Source organism: Caballeronia mineralivorans PML1(12), assembly GCF_001028175.1.
Lineage (GTDB): Bacteria > Pseudomonadota > Gammaproteobacteria > Burkholderiales > Burkholderiaceae > Caballeronia > Caballeronia mineralivorans.
This window is the reverse complement of sequence record NZ_AEJF01000228.1, coordinates 49,431-69,155: the sequence shown is the minus strand read 5'-3', so window position 1 is coordinate 69,155 and position 19,725 is coordinate 49,431. Positions and strand designations below refer to the sequence as shown.

General features: G+C 59.6%; 17 protein-coding genes. 7 read left to right on the top strand and 10 right to left on the bottom strand.

What is annotated here, in order from left to right; translation table 11 throughout:
• Positions 1 to 3: 3 nt before the first annotated feature.
• The 4 genes from EOS_RS37180 to EOS_RS37165 form a co-directional block, all read right to left on the bottom strand.
• On the bottom strand, positions 4 to 1,065 hold the full coding sequence (locus EOS_RS37180; RefSeq protein ID WP_167348984.1) for an AraC family transcriptional regulator: 1,062 nt from the start codon (positions 1,063 to 1,065) through the stop codon (positions 4 to 6).
• A gap of 336 nt (positions 1,066 to 1,401) precedes the next feature.
• Entirely contained in the window at positions 1,402 to 2,472 is a 1,071-nt protein-coding gene (locus EOS_RS37175) for a rhodanese-like domain-containing protein (protein WP_047897229.1), read from the bottom strand.
• A gap of 139 nt (positions 2,473 to 2,611) precedes the next feature.
• Positions 2,612 to 3,265 (bottom strand): peroxiredoxin, encoded by a 654-nt coding sequence (locus EOS_RS37170; RefSeq protein ID WP_047897205.1) that lies wholly within the window; start codon positions 3,263 to 3,265, stop codon positions 2,612 to 2,614.
• Positions 3,266 to 3,454: 189 nt separating this feature from the next.
• Complete coding sequence (locus EOS_RS37165; protein WP_047897204.1) at positions 3,455 to 3,958, bottom strand: lipocalin-like domain-containing protein; 504 nt, start codon at positions 3,956 to 3,958, stop codon at positions 3,455 to 3,457.
• A gap of 672 nt (positions 3,959 to 4,630) precedes the next feature.
• Between EOS_RS37165 and EOS_RS37160 the strand changes: the two genes are divergently transcribed.
• Positions 4,631 to 5,449 (top strand): MipA/OmpV family protein, encoded by an 819-nt coding sequence (locus tag EOS_RS37160; RefSeq protein ID WP_235443087.1) that lies wholly within the window; start codon positions 4,631 to 4,633, stop codon positions 5,447 to 5,449.
• A 54-nt stretch (positions 5,450 to 5,503) separates the two neighbouring features.
• Here EOS_RS37160 and EOS_RS37155 read toward each other — a convergent pair whose 3' ends face one another.
• Both EOS_RS37155 and EOS_RS37150 read right to left on the bottom strand, forming a co-directional pair.
• Entirely contained in the window at positions 5,504 to 6,529 is a 1,026-nt protein-coding gene (locus EOS_RS37155; protein WP_047897203.1) for a MerR family transcriptional regulator, read from the bottom strand.
• Between the two features lie 113 nt (positions 6,530 to 6,642).
• Entirely contained in the window at positions 6,643 to 7,143 is a 501-nt protein-coding gene (locus EOS_RS37150; protein WP_047897202.1) for a GNAT family N-acetyltransferase, read from the bottom strand.
• A 584-nt stretch (positions 7,144 to 7,727) separates the two neighbouring features.
• On the opposite strand from EOS_RS37150, the gene EOS_RS37145 reads away from it, so the two are divergent.
• Complete coding sequence (locus tag EOS_RS37145; RefSeq protein ID WP_047897201.1) at positions 7,728 to 8,651, top strand: hypothetical protein; 924 nt, start codon at positions 7,728 to 7,730, stop codon at positions 8,649 to 8,651.
• A 55-nt stretch (positions 8,652 to 8,706) separates the two neighbouring features.
• Here the strand turns inward: EOS_RS37145 and EOS_RS37140 are convergent, their stop codons facing one another.
• Positions 8,707 to 9,537: an SDR family oxidoreductase gene (locus EOS_RS37140; protein WP_047897200.1), complete on the bottom strand. Its 831-nt coding sequence runs from the start codon at positions 9,535 to 9,537 to the stop codon at positions 8,707 to 8,709.
• 121 nt (positions 9,538 to 9,658) lie between these two features.
• Here EOS_RS37140 and EOS_RS37135 point away from each other — a divergent pair, with 121 nt between their 5' ends.
• From EOS_RS37135 to EOS_RS37115, 5 genes are all read left to right on the top strand, one after another.
• On the top strand, positions 9,659 to 10,552 hold the full coding sequence (locus tag EOS_RS37135; protein ID WP_047897199.1) for a LysR family transcriptional regulator: 894 nt from the start codon (positions 9,659 to 9,661) through the stop codon (positions 10,550 to 10,552).
• A 381-nt stretch (positions 10,553 to 10,933) separates the two neighbouring features.
• A complete protein-coding gene (locus tag EOS_RS37130) occupies positions 10,934 to 12,205 on the top strand; it encodes an ABC transporter substrate-binding protein (protein ID WP_047897198.1) in 1,272 nt (423 codons plus the stop codon).
• A 138-nt stretch (positions 12,206 to 12,343) separates the two neighbouring features.
• Positions 12,344 to 13,219: a branched-chain amino acid ABC transporter permease gene (locus EOS_RS37125; RefSeq protein WP_047897197.1), complete on the top strand. Its 876-nt coding sequence runs from the start codon at positions 12,344 to 12,346 to the stop codon at positions 13,217 to 13,219.
• 13 nt (positions 13,220 to 13,232) lie between these two features.
• Entirely contained in the window at positions 13,233 to 14,159 is a 927-nt protein-coding gene (locus tag EOS_RS37120; RefSeq protein WP_047897196.1) for a branched-chain amino acid ABC transporter permease, read from the top strand.
• Positions 14,156 to 15,670: an ATP-binding cassette domain-containing protein gene (locus EOS_RS37115; RefSeq protein WP_047897195.1), complete on the top strand. Its 1,515-nt coding sequence runs from the start codon at positions 14,156 to 14,158 to the stop codon at positions 15,668 to 15,670. Before EOS_RS37120 ends, EOS_RS37115 begins: the two co-directional genes overlap by 4 nt.
• A gap of 15 nt (positions 15,671 to 15,685) precedes the next feature.
• Here EOS_RS37115 and EOS_RS49060 read toward each other — a convergent pair whose 3' ends face one another.
• The 3 genes from EOS_RS49060 to EOS_RS37100 form a co-directional block, all read right to left on the bottom strand.
• The gene (locus EOS_RS49060; protein ID WP_047897194.1) at positions 15,686 to 17,254 is read right to left on the bottom strand and encodes an amino acid ABC transporter permease/ATP-binding protein; all 1,569 of its coding nucleotides are present in this window, start codon (positions 17,252 to 17,254) and stop codon (positions 15,686 to 15,688) included.
• Positions 17,255 to 17,750: 496 nt separating this feature from the next.
• Positions 17,751 to 18,605 (bottom strand): transporter substrate-binding domain-containing protein, encoded by an 855-nt coding sequence (locus EOS_RS37105; protein ID WP_047897193.1) that lies wholly within the window; start codon positions 18,603 to 18,605, stop codon positions 17,751 to 17,753.
• 60 nt (positions 18,606 to 18,665) lie between these two features.
• A complete protein-coding gene (locus EOS_RS37100) occupies positions 18,666 to 19,358 on the bottom strand; it encodes a cyclase family protein (RefSeq protein WP_047897192.1) in 693 nt (230 codons plus the stop codon).
• Positions 19,359 to 19,725: the final 367 nt, after the last annotated feature.

Here is a 19,725-nt window from a genome sequence, read left to right as displayed (position 1 = left end):
CAGCTACTCGCGCAACAGGTCGAGTTCGAGGCCCCGAAAATCCTGCGGCGACATGCCATAAGCCCGGTGAAAAGCGCGCGTAAAGTCGGAGTGGCTGTTGAAGTCCAGTCCATAGGCAATCTCCGCTACGCTCACGTGCGGGAATCGAAGCAGATCGTCGGCTGCCTCACGTAGCCTGCAGTTGCGGATATAGGCACTTAACCCGCCCTCCGGTTCGAACATTCGATACAGCGTCGGGCGTGCCAACTGGAATATCTGAAGAATTCCGTCAGGCGAGAGCTTCTCGTGATGGAGATTCGCTTGAACATAGCGCTTCACCTGGTCAAGCATCGCGGCACGGGTCGCCGCCCGCGAGCCTTCACTCAGGCGAGCCTGTTTGCCAAACGCCGCAATGAGCAGATTCGCACACGTTCGCAAGGTATGTTCCGCGTCGGCAGCGTTCATCGAGGAGAGGCACTGGCCGAGCGTGAGTAGGTGCCTGCGAAGCAAGTGTGTCAACGGCGAGGTATACGTCAGCACTTGGCCGTGGATCGATTCCGCATCCTGGATTGTCAATTCCACCATTGCGCGCGGCAAAAAGAAAGCTAGCACGCGCGCGGAACTGGGACGGTTCATGCGCATCTGCTGATTCATGTCCAACGCCAGGACACCCGGTACGAATTGCGCCGATTTTCGTGGCTGGTGCGTACCTGTCACGGTTTCAACGATTCCATCGACAGCCACGTGGAACACAAAGTCGCGCACGTTATCAGTCGAAATGCGCGCCGCGGTTCGCGCCTGGGCCACCGGATCAGTTCGGGTGTCCAGGAAAACCATGTCCTTGAGCACATAGGTATCGATTTCGCCTCGAAACCCGGTCGCCAGTTGTGCGCGCGATATTGGTACATCGAGGGTTCTCCCTACGTAGTCTCTCCACGCAGGCAGCTGCAGCCTCACGGCTTCGTTAGCCACGGTGAAATGCCGATGAATGACGCGTGGCGCAAGCGCGGCCTCAGTTGGATAGACGTATCTCTGATGACGCGCCGCAATGAGTTGATCCACAGCTGGCGAATAGGATTCAGTCATGCTCGGCGTGCAGCGCGGGGGTAAAGTCGGTGGGCTCTTAACACCTGCCCTCCAGTCCAAGGTTCACGGATAGAAGCTAAAAGTCCGACGAGATAATATCAGCCGTACCGCAGTACGGTTATCGGTTTATCGGCCGCGGCAGGAATAACTTTAGGTTTGGGAGTGCGGTGCGGAACCTCGCGTGATCAACGGTTTTGTTGCATTAAATAAAACAGATCAGACGATACCAATATGATTAGCATTACTCATAGCCAAGAATAATTTTCTATCGGCCTGCGACAGACCAACGGGTTCCGCAACAGCAAATCGGGTAACACAGGATTCGCGAAGAGCCAGCTACACGCTACCGTTCTCGACCACCCGGCCTTCCGCTCGCCAGCGGAGCATGCCGCCGGCGAGGTTGGCGATGGCCTCGAATCCTGCCTGCCGCAGGATGACCGTGGCTTGCGCCGAACGTCCGCCGGCCCGGCAGACCGTTACGATCGGGCGTTCCTGTGCGAACTCGCTGGTTCGCTGGGCCAACTCGCCGAGCGGAATGAGTCTGGCTCTGGGAATTCGCCCCAGCGGCCCCTCGAACTCCGCAGCCTCGCGCACGTCGACGATCTGCACCGAATCGAGATTCTCCTCGAGCCATTGCGGATTGATTTCCCAGATGCCCGCAAAGGTGTACGCCAGCGGCGCCCAGCCGGGCTCGGCTATCTGCGTGGGGTCGCTTGCGGCGACGCCGCATTTCAGGTTTGCCGGCACCGCTATGTCGATCTGCCTGGGATGCGGCAAGCGCAGGTTCGTCATGTAGACGGCGAAATCGTCCTCGCAGAGTTCACCACCGAGGCGCGGATTGAAGCGGCGCTCCTCACCTACACTCGTGACGCTCAGACCGCGATAATCGTGCGCCGGGTAAAGCAGGCAAGTGTCGGGCAGCGTGAAAATCCGGTCGTGGACCGCCCGGAACATCGCGCGCGGGTCACCCTGCTGGAAATCCGTCCGACCGGTGCCCCTGATCAACAGGCAATCGCCGGTAAACGCCATGGTCTCATCGTCGAGCACAAGGCTGACGCAGCCATTCGTATGACCAGGCGTCGCACGCACCGTCAGATGTCGAGCGCCGAACCCGCACCTGTCGCCATCGCTCAGGTAGCGGTCCGCACCGTCAGCGCCGCTTGTAGCCGATATCGCAATCTGACTGCCCGTGCGCCGCTTGAGCATCCACGCGCCGGTCACGTGATCGGCGTGAACGTGGGTATCGACTGTATAAAGCAGGCGCAATCCAAGCTCGTCGATCAAGGCCGTGTCCCGTCGTACCTGTTCAAAGACCGGATCGATCAGCACGGAATCTCCCGTCGCGCTGTCGGCGAGCAGATACGTGTAGGTAGACGATTGCTGGTCGAACAATTGCCTGAAGATCAGCACAATTACGCTCCGTCGTCCGCCTCTGCGAACACTTGAAGATAGTGGGCAAAACCGGCGCCGCTGACCTGGCCGATGCGAGTCACGGCGTCCGCTGGCCCCAAGGTGCCGGCGGACGCCGCTTCGCTTGACGAGGGCGTTACCTCGGTTGCGCCACGTAGCGCAGGTACGGCTTCACGGTCTTGAAACCCTGCGGATATTTCCGCTTCGCGTCATCGTCCGAAACAGACGTCGGGATAATGACGTCTTCACCCGGTTTCCAGTTTACGGGCGTCGCCACCGTGTATTTCGCATTAAGTTGCAGTGAATCGAGCAGGCGCAGCACCTCGTCGAAGTTGCGGCCGGCACTCATCGGATACACGAGGCTGGCCTTGACCTTCTTGTCGGGCCCGATGAGGAACACTGAGCGCACCGTCGCATTGTCGACTGCTGTGCGCGCCCCGCCGCTTGCGTTCGGATGAATCATGTCGTAGAGCTTCGCGACAGTCAGGTCCGCGTCGCCGATCAGCGGGTAGTTGATCGCGTGTCCCTGCGTTTCTTCAATATCCTTGAGCCATCTCTGGTGGTCGCTGACAGGATCCACGCTGAGTCCGATAACCTTTGTGTTGCGTTTGTCGAATTCCGGCTTGAGCCCGGCCATGTAACCTAGCTCGGTGGTGCAAACGGGCGTGAAGTCCTTCGGATGCGAGAACAGGATCACCCAATGATCGCCGATCCATTCGTGAAAACGGATCGTCCCTTCGGTTGTTTCGGCAGTGAAATCGGGAGCTTCTTCTCCTAATCGAATCGACATGTCATCCTCCATGGGGTGGGTGCGTCAAGGTACTACCGCCGCAGCCGGAGCGACGGCCCCCGGCTGCCCGGGGTTGTAGTCAGGTGATTCGCTTCAGTCGTTTCCGTCGTTCAATTAACGATCAACCTCCGGTTCGTTGGACTGTATTGCGCGAGGGCCATCCGCTACGCCAACGCAGCGACAAGATCCCTATTTTGCCCGTTGCCAAACTACGGTCGCGGCTCCATAACCAAATGAACCGGGCGTGACATAGGTGAGCCGGTCCCCGACGAGCGTGAACGGTCGTGTCTGAACATCACCGTCCCAGTTCGGAAAGCTGCTCTTCTGGATGTGGAAAACAATAGCGCTTCTCGCTTCGTCGACGGTATAGGTCCCGAAATGGGCCACGGTGCCCTCTGCTATCAACTTGTTCTCTTCAGTACTGCCAGCCAACCTGCTGCCTTCCGCGAGCTTCGGCAGGTCGGCGCGAATCCCCATTAACACGTAGCGGCCGTCGCTCCCGAATATGAGTTGGCCCTGGGGCTGGGGTCCGAGAAGATTCAACTGATTCCCACTCCTTTGAACAGTCAACGAGACCAGTGACCAGGACCCCACGATCGAGGGTGCCGTTTGCGCGTGGATCCCGGCTGCCGGGAGGCACAGCGCGATCAGCATGGCTGCCGTAGCAGTCAGGTATTTAAGGAGTTGTTTCATGGCTCTCTCCGCCATGCATCGGCGCATGGAGTGTTGACAACCGAGACGTCGTGAACCGATGTCGGATGATGTCGCCGCTCCCTAAGAGTTATAGACCCGGATCGAGCATTGCGATATCGGCATTCGCTCTTTGATTGAGCGCTGGCGACGCCTTGGCTTTCGTTGCCGTGTTGCCATGGATCGCGCCCGGTTCTCGAGAGACTGGGACGCGCGACCCGGGATTAACTCAGCGCAAAACAAGCGCGTCTGCGCCGCCGGCGGTTCATCGCTAAACTTTAGGACCGAAGCGGCACTAATGAGTGGAACGGCTTTTGCTCAGGCCTTCCGAGCGAGATAACACATCTGACAAAAGTTCAGACGGTGGATCGCGGCGCTGAATGATGGTTGGTTACATACCGTTGTCGCCCCGTAACGGGGCTGTGGGGTTGTTCGCACCGGATTGACCCGTTGTAACAACGGGAAGGCATGCTGGCAAATACTCGCGGGTGTTGCGCTCGATCCGCAAGGGTTTGTCACGTTGCTAGCAACTGGATGGCCGCGGGTTACTGCCAACTGCGGTCGATGCTGTCCAACAAAGGAAATGGAGGCGTTGTGGCGTCAACGACCTGCGCAAGGCAAATTCGCAAAGCACGCGGCGTCGCCGTAACCGGCATGCCAACCTTGTTGGCAAGGATGACTGCCGCAATTGCCGTCTTCGCCGCGCAGGCTGTCCTCGCTCAAACTCCGTCGCCGCTCGGCGAATGGCAATACTCGGCGGGTATTCCGCTCGAAAAACTTTATCAACCGAAAGTTCCGGACTGGCAACTGCGGGTTGGCATAGGGTCCACGTTCGAGCCGCACTATGACGGCTCGGATCGCTATCACATGCTCGTGGGCCCAAGCGTCGACGTCCGTTACCGCGATCTGGTCTTTGCGTCGACCGGCGAAGGCGTTGGTGTGAACGTAATTCAAGGGCCGAACTGGCGCGCCAGTATTTCTGCCGTCTACGACCTTGGCCGGCGTGGACACGACGACCCTTCGCGTTTGAACGGCCTCGGTAATATCAATCCCGCGCCAGAGCTGAAAATGGCCGGCGAATACGTCGTGTCCAAGGAATTTCCGCTTGTTTTCCGCGCGGCCGTCACGCGCAGCTTCGGAGGTTCCAATGGCTGGACTGCAGACCTCGGCACGTACATGCCGATGCCCGGCAGTTCGGAGAAGTTCTTCTGGTTCGCAGGTCCGTCGGTGACCTTCGCCGATTCCACCTATATGAACAGCTGGTTCGGTGTCAATGCGGCGCAGGCCGCCGCGTCCGGATACCGGCAATATGATGCAAGCGCCGGACTCAAGTCCGCCGGCTTCGGTATTACGATGATCTGGTTCGTCGACAAGCACTGGTTCGTCACCGCAGACGGGGCGCTCAAACGCCTGCTCGGCAGCGCGGCGCGTAGCCCAATCACCCAGACGAAGACGGACGGCGTGTGCGACGTGTCGATCAACTACCAGTTCTGATCGCATTGCAGGCGCATGTTCCAGTGTCTTGAGGGTTCCGTTTAAGACGAGCGATTACGCTGTTTCGGGGCAACGCGCGATGCGCGCTCGTACCTCGGGTGATGCCAGGCATGTGGCAACTGCCTCGTAACCTGGGGCACAAGGGTAAGGCGCAACGCGAGCGGGCGGACTGTGATTGGCCGGGCAAAGAATGATTGCCTCATCAGGTCCGACTGCCGCCAGGTCCAGGATGGCTGAAGAGCGCGTCATCAGGAAGAGAGTCCGTCCCCCGGCTTTCGCGCGTTGGCGAAGATTGGTGATCAATGCCTCCTGCGTAGCGTGCGTGAGATCCTGTTCGACCATATCCACGACCAGGACGGCAGGGCCTTCAGTTTCAAGACCGACAAGCAAGGCGATCAAGGCTTCAGATTCTGTTGCACCTTCGTCGACGAGCCACCTGAGCGCTTGATCGACCCGAGACTTGAGCGCCGGATCCGCGGTCAGCAGGTCCATTGCCGCGGCGCCCCCGTTTTCCAGACGGTTCAAACCCAGGAAGGTCGCGTCGGGCAAAGTCTCTGCCAGACGACGGGCCAGTCGGGTCTTTCCGCTGCCCAGCGGTCCGATGATGTAGTTCAGCGGGCGAATGCCGCGAAGTTCGAACCATTCACCGTCCCAAGGCCACGGAAGCTCAAACGCCACACTGACTTCCGTAGAGCGATTGAGCAGGCGCGTCAGTTCCCCGTCGGCAGGCATCTGACCTCGGGCAAGATCAGTTCGGAGAGCTCGAACCTTGTCCATCTTACGGATGAGCTCGTGAACCTCACCGTCCAGTGCTGTTTCGTGGGCAGCTAAAGCTGCTCCCAAACCTTGAGCGTCACCGTCCAACACTCGTGCAACCTGGACGAGACTGAGACCGAGCGCGCGCAGGGCCACAATCTCGGTAGCGCGGACCATATCTCCGGAACCATACACTCGATATCCCGCAGCGGTTCTGCCTGGGGTTATCAGCCCGTGCCGCTCATAGAGCCGCAAGGCTTTGATCGACACGCCAAGACGCCTGGCTGCTTCTGAAGCGTTGAAACACGAAGGAGAAGAACTCATGAGTCACCTCTTTGTTGTTGACCGAGTGCAGTCAGCATGAGGGCGACCCCAAGGTCCGGGTCAACAACATATTTGATCGTTCCCGGGTCACTTTCCGCAACACCCCAGGTGTTCTAGCGCGCCGATCTCTCGTATAAAGACGCCACATAGTCGCCAAGTTCCGGCATCGGTTTGGTTGCCACTCGTGTGAAACCGAGCGTCTCATAGTAAGCAGATAGCTTTGTATTCCTGTGGTCACAATCAAGTCTGAGATAACGTCGATTCCTGGCACACACCTGATTTGCGCACCAATCGATCGAGAAGCTGCCAAGTCCGAGGCCGTGAAAGCCATTGCGCACGGCAACCCGGTGCACATAACCGGCGATCGGCTCTTGAGTCCCCCAGTACTTTTCGTCTTGCCATGAGAGTGACATCGTCGCAACAGGCATGTCGTCCTGCTCGATAACATACACCTCGCTTCGATCCAGACTCTGCTGCACGCCCACCTCGGTCCATCCTACTTTGCCCCAGGCGGAATCGCCGTGACTGAGCTTGTACGCGATTGCATCGTTCAGGATGTGTGTGAGAGCCGGCACGTCTTCAACGGCCGCTTTGCGTATCGTTCTCGCAGTCATCGCTCACACCTCCTTTCGAACATTCATAAGCAGTCTTTCGGATTTCCGACAGAACGTTCGACCAGCAGGGAGGGTTCACATAAAGCATGCGATATCACCTTTGACATGGTCAGCATGGGTGGACAAGTCTGGTATCGCGTACTGTAACGCATACGCTAGCGGGCACGCTTCACGGGCCGATGAAGCGACATGGAATCTCGCATAGTCCCGGGCGACGATGCTGTCAGGCCTGAGCGGATGGAGCGCTCGGCGGCACCACCCGGCGCGCAGGCGTGTGCCTTGCAAATTTTTCAACGCTTGCAGGAATGCCTTATCGTAGCTCGGTGTCGAGAACATCGAAGGAAATGCGAGTGCCCCTCTTCGGGAAAATTGCTGTCTTTCAGATCATGGTTTCTGTACCGGTTCACTCGACCGTCTCTCGCGGAACAAAGCAGGTCAGGTCAATGACGGATGATCGAAACCGTGCTGCGCACCTATACTTCTCAACTTGGGGTGAACGCTTCAGCATTGGCCGTGCGGCGGCGCGATAATCAGTACACTATGGCCCGCAAAATGCTTTTCCAAACGACTTGCCCTGGCTTTTGATGACCGACTTCACCGTGCCCACCACTGAAACCGCCGATGATTGCCCCGTATGCGGCAATCCGCTCGCATCGCCTGATGTGGCGTGTCCGCGCTGCAACGCAAAACCTGCAACTGCCGCTGCAACTCCGATTGCCACCCCGATTGCCGCTGAACCTCCCGCGCCGGAAGCAGCGCCGGAAGACATATTCTCCGACCAGTTCGCAGGAAAGCGGACCCCGGTGGATTCGCCCTATCCAAATTTCTCAGAACCGGAAATGACGGCTCCGGGCTCTAAAGGCCAAGCGGGTCAACGCCTCAAGCTTGCCGGGGTCGCCCTGATAGCCTTGATCGGACTGGTCGCGGGTGCGTCGTATCTCAATCACGGATCGTCGCCTTACAACCAGGAAACGAAGCCCGTGGCCGCAGCGCTTGCGAACGGCTTTGCTGCCCCTGCTCTGCCAGGCAAGATCAATTCGCCCGTCAGCGCGAAAAACACATCACTCGATGTGATGGGAACAATCGATGCTGCGCGTTCGGCCATGGTGCGGGGCGAACTAAACACCGCGCGCGGACAGTTGGCGATGCTTCCTTCCAATCAGGATCAACGCAGTGATGTCCGGCGAATTGCCGACGAACTGAACCAGCGTGAACGTGAAAGAGACTCGGCGTTGGGCCTTGCGCGGGCCTGCGAGAAAGCTCGCGACATGCCATGTGTCTTGCGATCGGCAGGCGACGCTCTGGCAAGCGACGTATCCAATTCCGAAGCGCGCGACATGCTGTTACGCGCCGTGACGCAGTCGGGCGTAAACCAGGTCGCGGCCGCAAACACGAACGAACGGGTCGATCCCGCGATAGTGACGCATCGACGATCGCCAGAAAGACATAAGATCCGACGCGGACCGCAGATGTTTGCGAACGAGAGCGAGATTTACTCGAAACATTAAGCAAAGTGCCGACGGTGCAGATTCCGCCGCCGCTCGCGGCGTCACAGCGCGGCGGTTAATCGTCCAGTTCCGTCGAGCGCGCGATGCTCTGTTGCGCGTCGAGTTCAGCAAGCCGTTTCGACAGGCCGGCGCGAACCCTGTCATAGGCGTCGCTGCCCAGGGTCAGCCGCCGAGGCGCAGGGCTACGATCCGCGCAATCGATCATTGCCTGGACCATCTTGACCGGATCGCCCTTCACCGCAAACGAACCTGTTTCGAGGGCGCGCCGGACGTCTCCGGCGGGTGTGTTGTCGTAGAGGGACATGGGCGTCGACCTGACAATGCCCCCGGCGAAACTCGTTTTTGCGGGACCCGGCTCCACGATCGTCAATTCGATCCCGAACGGTGCGACTTCCGTGGCGACTGTCTCGACGAACCCTTCAATGCCCCATTTCGTAGCGTGATACAGGCTGAAGTTGGGATAGGTGATCTGTCCGCCTTCCGACGACACTTGCAGAATCCGGCCGCCACCTTGCGCCCGTAAATGCGGCAACGCAGCGCGTATCACCTGAATCGAGCCGATCAGATTGGTGTCGACCTGCTGCCGGATCTGCTCGTCGCTCAGTTCTTCCGCTGCGCCTACCAGTCCGTAACCGGCGTTGCTAACGACGACATCGATACGCCCCATCTCGTCGAAAGCGCGGCTGGTCACGCGGCGCACAGCCTCGGTATCCGTCACATCCAGCGACGCCACCCAGAGGCGCTCGCCGAATTGCGCCTTCAAGTCGTCGAGGGCGTGCACCTTGCGCAACGTCGCCGCCACGCGCTCGCCGCGCGCCAGCAGTTTCTCAGTCAGCAAGCGCCCGAATCCGGAAGAACTGCCGGTGATGAACCAGGTTTTTGTCATGTGAATTGCCCCCAAAAAAGATCGTTACCGCTGGATTGCGGCGCGTCTTGGAGACCATGCTAGACGTCGCTGATTCCTGATACTATCCGCACGATATTGGATGACTTGGTGAAAATTAGCCATGAATGACCGGCCCGCCCTTGGCGACTTGACTGCGTTGGCCGCGATCGTCACGCATCGCAGCTTCAGGAAAGCAGCAGACGAACTCGGGGTATCGCCCTCCACGCTCAGCCACATGATGCGAACGCTCGAGTTGAAGATGGGCCTGCGCCTGCTGAACCGGACAACACGAAGCGTCTCGCCTACGGAGGCCGGCGAACGTCTCGTATCGCGCCTGCAACCTGTGCTCAGGGATCTCGACCTTGCTTTGGAAGAAGTCGATGCGCTGCGCAATCGTCCCAGTGGATCGCTTCGCGTCAATGCCAGCGAGCCCGCGGCGCGGCTTCTCATGCAATCGGTTGTCCCTGCCTTCCTGACGCGTTATCCGGACATGTCAGTCGACCTCGTCACGGAAGGGAGACTGGTCGATATCGTCGCCGGTGGTTTCGATGCCGGCGTGAGACTCGGCGAGGCGGTGCCACAGGACATGATCGCGGTGCGCTTCGGCGGCGAACTCCGCTTTCTTGCCGTTGCATCGCCCGCCTATCTCGCCGGACACAAACCTCCGCTCACGCCGGACGACCTCAGGGACCACGCCTGCATCCGCGTTCGCCTGCCAAGCGGCAAGCTTTACAGATGGGAATTCGCCAAGCACGGCCAGGAACTGACTGTCGATGTTGCGGGTCCGCTAACTCTCGACCATCCGGGGTTAATGGCGGAAGCGGCGGCCGACGGAATGGGGATTGCCTACGTGCCGGACCGATGCGCGCAACCATTTCTCGCGACGGGAAAACTCGTCACGGTCCTGGACGACTGGTGTCCGTTGATCCCTGGATTGTTCCTCTACTACCCCGGTCATCGCCATGTGCCGTCCGGGCTGAAAGCGTTTGTCGACATGTTGAGGGAAATTCAATGAGTATTTTGGGCGGAGCGCCCGCGGCGGCTGAACCTTAACGCGCGGTTCGACTAGCTTTCGCTTAACACAGGATGACTAAGTAACATTGGTATCTATAGGCTACGTCCACCGCTTACTTCACTCACCGGATGACCGGCTGAAAGCATGCGCTTCGAACACTCCGGCTTGCTGAATACTTGTCCTCAGTTCGATTGTTCTGAGCACTCGAGGCGCTTGCCGCCCCATTTGTCCAAGCACCCTGTCTGCCAGCGGACCCGATAATCGTTACTACCGATTTGGGACTGCTTGTGCGAATGTTATTGTTATTTGTGCACCTACATATCTGCTGCCTTGTTTTCTGACAGGTGCTAACTCTGCGACAAAAGAATCGGAGAACCGACGATGTCCAAGAATTCATCGTGGCGGCACCTGTGCAGCCTCAGCCTTGTTCGGGCAGGCGCCCTGCTAGCAGCGTTGGGCTTTGCCGTCTCGGCACAAGCGGCAGGAGAACCCATCAAGATCGGGGTTATCGGTGAGGAGTCGGCCGTGGCCGGCGCGTCGATCACCCAAGCGGCCAAGCTCGCGGCCGACGAGATCAACGCTCACGGCGGTGTCGACGGCAGGATGATCGAGGTCATTGCCTACGATGACCACTCCTCGGCGTCGGACGGGGTTCGCGCTTTCCAGCGCGCGGCCACCCAGGACAAGGTCGTCGCCGTGATCGGTAGCTACATCAGCGAGGTGGCGCTGGCAATGGAACCCTGGTCGGCACGCCTGAAGATGCCATTCATCACGCCCGGAGCAGCAAGCAACGACATCTCGAAGCATGTCCACGACGACTACGACAACTACAAATACACGTTTCACGGCTGGATGACCTCGGCCTTCATCGCCCAGTCGATCTGCGACTTCTCGCACGACATCCTGGTCGGCCAGCTCCACATGAAAACGACGGTGGTGATGAGCGAGGATGCCGCCTGGACCAAACCGCTGGACGAGCGTTACCTCGATTGCCTGCCGAAGGCCGGACTCAAGGTGCTCGACCACATCCGCTTTAACCCTGACACATCGGACTTCACGCCGATCTTCAATCAGATCGAAAGCAAGCACCCGGATACGATCACCACGGGCATCAGCCACGTCGGTGTTCAGCCGACCGTGCAATGGCATGACCAGCAGGTGCCGATCCCGATGAGCGGCCAAAGTTCGCAGGCAACGACCAGCAGTTTCTGGAAGGACACGAACGGCGCCACCGAAGGTGTCATCACGGCAAGCGCGGCGGCTCCTGGCGTTGCCATTACGCCGAAGACCGTGCCGTTCGTCGATGCCTACACCAAGCAGTTCGGAGTCTCCCCGGCCTACTGCGGGTTCACGAGCTACGACCTGGTCTACATTCTCGCGGACGCCATCAAGCGAAACCACGGCGCGACCGATCCGGACAAGATGGTGGACGCACTAGAGAAGACCGACTACGTCGGCACGATCGGCCGCTGGCAGTTCTATGGGAAAAACGACCAGTTCACCCATGCGCTGAAGTACGGCCCGGGCTTCATTACCGGTATCAACCTCCAGTGGCAAGACGGCAAGCAAGTGGCGATCTGGCCGAAGAGCGTGGCTAACGCGAAGCTCAGGTTCCCATCGTTCATCAAGCTGCAGCAAGCCGCGGCGAACTAGCCCGGAAAACCAAAAACGGCCGCGCTCCGGTATGGGTACGGATCACGGCCGCTTATCGTTCCAGCAACGCATCCAAGCAAGTCGTTCAAGTCGTTCATCCAAGCAATTCCGGCAGCTTGCCGGGCCAAAGGGGCGCGAATGGTCTGGCTGCAAATCTTGATCGACGGCTTTGCGATCAGCTCGCTGTACGCGCTGGGCGCGATCGGTTTCACTCTCATTTTCGGCGTATCGGGCGTCCTCAATCTCGCTCATGGCGGCGTCATGCTGGTGGCGGCGCTGATGGGCTGGATGCTGGCTGGCGAAGCCCGTATCGGCACCTATCTCGGCACCTTGCTGGGCGTGCTGTCAGGATTGGCCTGTGCCTATGTGACCTATCTCATGGTGGTGCGCCCGATCCAGCGCTCCGCCGCGATTCCGCGCGAGGAGAAAGAGATCTTCGTCCTGACCGGCACCCTGCTGTGGGGCATCATGATCCAGCAGGGCATGGCCTATCTCTTCACCGACAACCCGGTGACAATGCGTCCGCTGATCTCGGGCGTCGTGAGCATTGCTGGCGTTCGTACGCCGCTCAACGAGATCATGATCGCGGTGATCTGCTGGGTTGTGATTGGCTTGCTCTGGGTGTTCGTCAACCGTACGCGCGCCGGCAAGGCGCTGCTCGCCGCATCGATCAATCCACGCGGACTGACCCTGCTCGGCTTCGAACTCTCTCGCGTCTATTTGCTGGCGTGGAGCATTTATGGCGTGCTCGCCGGAGTCGCCGGCGTGCTGCTCGCCTCCTTCCTCGGCGTCAGCTCCAACAACACGGGGCAGCTCACAGCGAGCGCCTTCTCGATCGTGGTCCTCGGGGGCCTGGGCAGTGTGTCGGGCTCGCTGATGGCCGCTTACGTCGTGGGGTATCTGGAGACCATTACCGCGTATCTCATCGCGCCGACGCTGCGCCCCCTGCCTGCGCTCCTGTTACTAGTGCTGGTGGTCTATGTACGGCCGCAGGGCTTCCTGGGCCGGCGCTAGCCTGAGAGCCACCATGACGAACCTTCTTCGCTCCCCGATGCTGTGGGCCGCGCTGCTGCTGGCAGCAGCGGCGGCAACCCTGCCCTGGTGGTTGTCCGGCTACATCCTTGGCATCCTGACGGTCGCTTATTACTTCGGGGTCTTCTCGATGGCCTGGGACCTGCTGTTCGGCTTCGCCGGCGAGGTCAACTTCGGGCCCACTTTCCTGATCGGCCTGGGCGCCTACACAGCCGCCATACTCGATGCCAAGTGGGGGCCGCCAATTCCCGTCTGCATCATCGCCGGGGGGCTGGTCGCGCTGATCGGAGGCCTGCTGCTGGCCGTGCCGGCAATGCGCTTGCGCGGCCCCTATTTCGGTCTCGTCACGCTGGTCGCCGTGCTGTTGCTGCAGAACTCTATCGTGATCTTCGCGGGTGTCACCGGCGGCGAGATCGGCATGACGGTACCTGACGTGCTGTCCGTCCGTGCAGAAGACAACTACTGGTATGCGCTTGGTTTTCTCGTTGTCTGCGCGATCATTCTCTTCGGCTTGTCCCGCTCGGCGATTGGACTCATTCTGCAGGCGAGCGGTCAGGACGCCATCGGTGCGCAGGCCCTGGGTTTCAACGTGACCAAGCACAAGATCGCGGCCTTTTGTATCAGCGCGCTGTTCTCAGGTGTGGCCGGGGCCATGCTGATCTTCTATCAAGGAACCGCGTCGGTCAGCACCGTGGTCGACCTGGGCGTGGGTGTCCAGATCATTATCGCGGCGGTGCTCGGCGGGCGCCGCACCATACTCGGCGCCGTGCTCGGCTCGGTGTTTCTCATCGTGGCCGGCGAGTTCCTGCGTCCTCTCGGCCAGATCAATACCTTCGTGGTCGCGGCCGTGGCGCTAGCGGTCATCCTGTTCTTTCCGGACGGCCTTCTCGGCAATCTGTTGCGTGTCAGGGAGCGGGAATGAGCGGCGCGCCTCGCCTCGAAGTACGCGGCCTGACCAAGCGCTTCGGCGGGTTGGTTGCCGTCAAGGATATCGGCTTCGATATCCAGGCCGGCGAGATACTTGGCCTCATCGGTCCGAACGGGTCGGGCAAGTCGACCGCGATGAAGCTGATCATGGGCATAGAAAGGCCCAATACCGGTTCAGTCAAAGTTGACGGCGTGGAAATGGCTGGCTGGGCGCCGCATCGCATCGCCCGGGCCGGGGTCGGCATCGTCTTCCAGCACTCGCGCCCACTGCATCGGCAAACAGTGCTCGAACATATCAAGCTGGCCCTTCTGCCTGATTCGCTGATCAAGCTTTTCGCCGATCCCGATGTTGACCGTCGCGCCCGCGAAATCGCAGAGCGTGTCGAGCTCGGCGCGGTGATGCACCGGCACCCGTCCAGCCTTCCCTTCGCCGATCTTCGCCGCATGGAGATGGCCAAGGCGATAGCGCGCGATCCGAAAGTGGTTCTCGTCGATGAACCATTTGCCGGGCTCAACGCGGTTGAGTCGGAGTCCTTCTCAGCGCTGATCCGGGGCTTTCGCGCTGAGGGACGCGCTGTGCTGCTGGTCGACCACAACGTCAAGAGCCTGGCGGCATTGGTTGATCGCGTGCTCGCCATGTATCTAGGCGAACATGTTGCAGAGGGTACCGCCGAAGAAGTGATGCAGAACGAAACGGTCCGGCGGGTTTATATCGGCGGCAAGATCGAGACGAGGGAACGCTTGCCTGTCGAAGCTGGAAGCAGAGTGTCAGCCCTTGAAGTTGACGACGTCAGTGTCTTTTACGGCAAGGCACGTGCGCTCGACAAGGTGAGCATCCACGTGCGCGAGGGTGAATTCGTATCGGTAGTCGGGCTCAACGGCGCCGGCAAGACAACCCTCTTTAACGCCATTTCCGGGCTGCTGCCCTACCAGGGCACCATCCGCTTCGGCGGGCGCGATCTGAAAGGCATGACCGGCGCGGCTATAGCCCGCGCCGGTGTAGTCCAATGTCCCGAGACTCGCGAGTTGTTCGGCGACATGACCGTACGCGAGAACCTCGATCTCGGCGGTTATCACCTCTCCTCCACCGTACGATCGCAACAACTGACCTGGCTCTTCGAGTTATTCCCGATCCTCAAGTCCCGGCAGAGCCAGACGGCGCGCACGCTTTCCGGCGGCGAGCAGCAGATGCTGGCCATCGCACGTGCGCTGATGATGCAACCCAAGCTCCTGATCCTGGACGAGCCCACTCTGGGTCTCGCACCGGTCATTCTGGAACAGCTCTCGAAGGCACTGGAAAAGCTGCAACAGACAACGCCCATCACGGTGCTGCTGGGCGAGCAGAACGTCACCTTTGCCTTGCCCCACGCCGATCGTGTCTACGTGCTCGAACATGCCCGCGTGGTGTGGGAAGGTAATCCCGCGCGCTTTGCCAAGGAGATGGGCCGAGGTTATCTGGAAGCAGAAACAACCGACGTCTCAAGGGAACATCCGGCGTGCAAATAGTCGTCCCGGCGAAGTTCATTCGGCTCGCGTTTCAACCATCCTCAGGAATCGCTGTGTTCGCTCATGCTTCGGATGGTCGAGTACTTCATTCGGCGGGCCCTCCTCGATCACCTGTCCTTCGTCCATGAAGATCACGCGATCCGCCACCTCACGCGCAAACCGCACCTCATGCGTGACCACCATCATGGTCATGCCGGCCTTGGCGAGCCTGCGAATAACAGCCAGCACCTCACCCACCAGCTCGGGATCGAGCGCGGAGGTCGGTTCATCGAACAGCATCAGGCGAGGCGAAATGGCGAGCGCGCGGGCGATCGCCACACGCTGCTGCTGGCCGCCGGAAAGACGATGAGGCAGATGATCTGCATGGGCCGCCAATCCAACCGCGCTCAACAAGTCGAGGCCCAGCGCGTGCGCTTTTGCCATTGGTTCCCCATAGACATGAACCGGCGCCTCGACGATGTTTTCCAGCGCGGTGAGATGATCGAACAGGTTGAAATGCTGAAATACCATGCCGATACGGGCATCGGCCCGTGCTTTCGCAAGATTGCGGGTCGGGCGCAGGCCGCCGCCAAGCTGCTTTTCATAACCGACATATTTGCCGTCGACGGTTATTTGCCCCCAGTCCAGCGGTTCCAGATGATTGACCAGGCGCAGCAGCGTGCTCTTGCCTGAACCGCTCGGCCCCATCAAGACCACGACTTCACCGCGCTTGATCACCAGGTCGATGCCTCGAAGTATCTCCTTCTGCCCATAGGCCTTCTGCACGTTGTAGCAGACGACGAAGGGATCTTCGGAAACCGGCACCAGAGTATCGCCGGTTCGAACGGCATCGATCCACAACAGGTTCCTGGCCGGTGGCGCGGCCGGTCTGTCCACGCCATCGGTAAGCGCCGGCAGTGTCGGGCGCCGTTTGCGTTCCGTCTCCGGATTGAAGGCACGCTCGAGATAGTATTGCGCCACGGCGACCGCGCTCGTCATCACCAGATAGAGGACACCAGCGGCAGCGAAGACCGTGAAGAACTTGAAATTCTGTCCGACGATCTGCTGAGCCCGGAAAGTGAGTTCGTTCACGAAGATCACCGAGGCGATCGACGTGCCCTTGATCATGGAAATGCCCTGATTGGCCATGCCCGGCAGGATGGCCCGCATTGCCTGAGGCAGGATGATGCGCCGTAGCGTCAGGAGCGGTCCCATGCCGAAGGAGGCGGCGGCAAGGCTCTGCTTGCGGTCCACCGAGAGAATGCCGCCGCGGATGATCTCAGCGCTAAAAGCGGCCTCGTTGAGCATGAACCCGAGAACTGCCGTGGTAAAGCTATCGAGCTCGATGCCCACCACGGGCAACGCGTCATAAAGAAATATGATCTGCAGTATGACCGGCGTTCCGCGCATGAACCAGATGTAAGACCAGGCCGCGCTGCTGACCGCGCGGACACTGGACAGCCGCATCAAGGCAAGGATCAGCCCGAGGATCGCGCCGCCCACCATCGCGAGGGCGGCTATTTCGATGGCCAGCAGCGCCCCTTTCGCGAGGAACGGATCGAAGAGATAGCCTATCGCTGCCTGGATCGCCGTTACGGTGATCATCGATCGGGTTGCGGCCGAAGTAGCCGCGGGAGGCGGCGGCGCTGGCGCCGCTTTGGGTGTTGCTGTAGGCGTCGATGCAGCGTCCGGGCACCCTACTATGCAGCCACCGCTTCCGAAGTTTCCTCCCTGTCCACCCACCAGATCGCTCGCTGCGAAGGCCAATGTCACGGACAGCGCGAATAATCCCCCGACCAGTAAGGTCCGCTTCAGAACGCTTCGATTCAGGAACCGTACGCCGACAAGAAGCAGACCCCGCAACACGTCCAGCAGTGCGATGAATGGCGTTCTCGTTCCTGCGTTTGTTCGGGCAATAGATCGGTATGCCATTGGCAACTATTCCTTCTCGCCGGCCTTTCCCGGAAACGGGTCCGATAGGCTCCATTCGACACGTCGGCACTTCGCCAGGCGCGAGCGGCCGTCCGATTGCGGGTATGTTGCCGTCATGCCGTGTTGGACAAACGGCCTTCCGGCCGCCCCGGCACGGCATCGCAGACCGCTATTCCGTCTTGATCTCAACCGGATACTGCAGCGACGGATCGACCCTGTACTTGGCCAATATTGCCTTTTCCTGGCCGCTCGCCTGAACGACCTTCAACGCTTCGGAAATAGCCTGGAGCAGTTCGGTCTCGCCCTTGTTCACCGCGACGCCGACGTGAAAGCCGCTCAGGATGTTAAATGCCAGCGCGAGGTTCTGCGGCTGGTCGGCGACAAGGATGTTCGACATGGCGAGATCGGTCATGATGACATCCACGCGACCGCTCGCGACCTGTCGCAGCCCGGCATTCAGATCAGTGTAAGTGACCAGATTAATGTCGGGCTTTCCCATACTGACGCACTTCTTGCCCAGGTCGTGAAACGCCGCCTCTTCAACCGTGCCAAGGCCGGCCGCCGCATTCAGGCCACAGATCGAATCGAGGCTATCAACGTGCTTGGGGTTGCCGGCATGTACGAGGAAGCCCGTAGCCGCGGAAAGATAGAGCGCATAGTTCACCTGCTTCGCGCGGGCCGGCGTGTAGTTCAGGGTGTCCCACATGACGTCATTGCGACCCTCGGTCACCGAGGTAATCAGACCCGCCCACACGCCGACGCTCTGCGTCCACGGCACGCCGATGCAATCGAATGTTGCTTTGGCGAGATCGATATCCACACCGATGATCTTGTCGGGATTTTGAGGATCGCGGTAGGTGAACGGCCGCTGCAGGCCATCCAGCGCTACCTTGACCGTCTTCCCGACGAGGCTTGGATACTTCTCCTTAAGCCTGGCCGGCTCGCATTTAGCATCCTGCGCATGGGCAACGCCCGCAGTAACGAGGAACAAAACTATCAGTAAAGCGAAGCTCTTGCGGATCATGGCAATATCTCTCCCAAGTAGTTCGTACCACAGGTGCCTTGCGAGTCTCGGATGACCAACTCAGACGACCAGCGCGACCGCGCGCACCGGACAACCGGTTCCCCCGATGGTCTTGATCGGGAACGCGCAAAAAAGAAAATCCCTGTCAACCAGCTTGTCGAGATGACAAAGCTGCTGAACCATGCAGATATTGTTCTCGAGCCACGCCAGATGTGTCGGGTCATGCCATTCATCCGGATGATCCATGCCGATGAGGTCCGTAGCGAACAGCGTGACCTTTTTCTCGACCATCCAGCGCGCCGATTCCGCCGGGATATGCGGCCGGATACGGTTCATATTCTTTTGGCCCCACACCTTGTCGACACCCGTCCAGCATATAAGCGCACTACCCGGACCCACCGCCTTTCCCGACACCTTCTCGGCCGCCTCGAAATCATCGACCGTGATCGCCTCGCCGACTTTGCGATGAGTGAGGTCCAGGAGGTGGCCCGGCAGGCACAACTGCTGGACGGGAATAGACGCTACGTCCATGCCGTCCTCGACGAAATGGCGAGGGGCATCTATATGCGTGCCCGTGTGCTCCGAGATAAGGATCATTCGAGCTGCATAACCCACCTTTCCACCACTGAGCTGCTTTGTCTTGGCGATCGTATCCATCATCGGAAATGCAGTCGTCCACCCCGAGATATTTTCCATGTTCTCGGAGACTTCGTGACTTAGATCGATTACTTCCTTGATCGGATTTTGGAACATTAGCTGGTTCTCCCATTCCATCGTTTATGGACGGCACGACACAGGTGACGTCGATGTCTCAAGATACGATCGGGTCAAAAAACCGACTTGGATCAGCACGAATGATCTCTTGCGTATTTTCGTTGCAGCCGTGGCGGATGATTTTTGGAACAGGCGGATCAGGCAAGTATCGAATCCGGTGCATGGTCGCGCCGTAGAGATGTCACTACGCGGTTCACCCGCCGGGCGGCAGATACTGTTGTTGAGCGCCCTGCTGGCCGGCTCCTGCAGGCCGCATATTGGTTGCCTGTAGCGTTGCGTGCGCCAGCCCACACTTCGCCGAAGATTCCTCACACCATTATTTTCGTCTGACCTATATTCAGTTCCA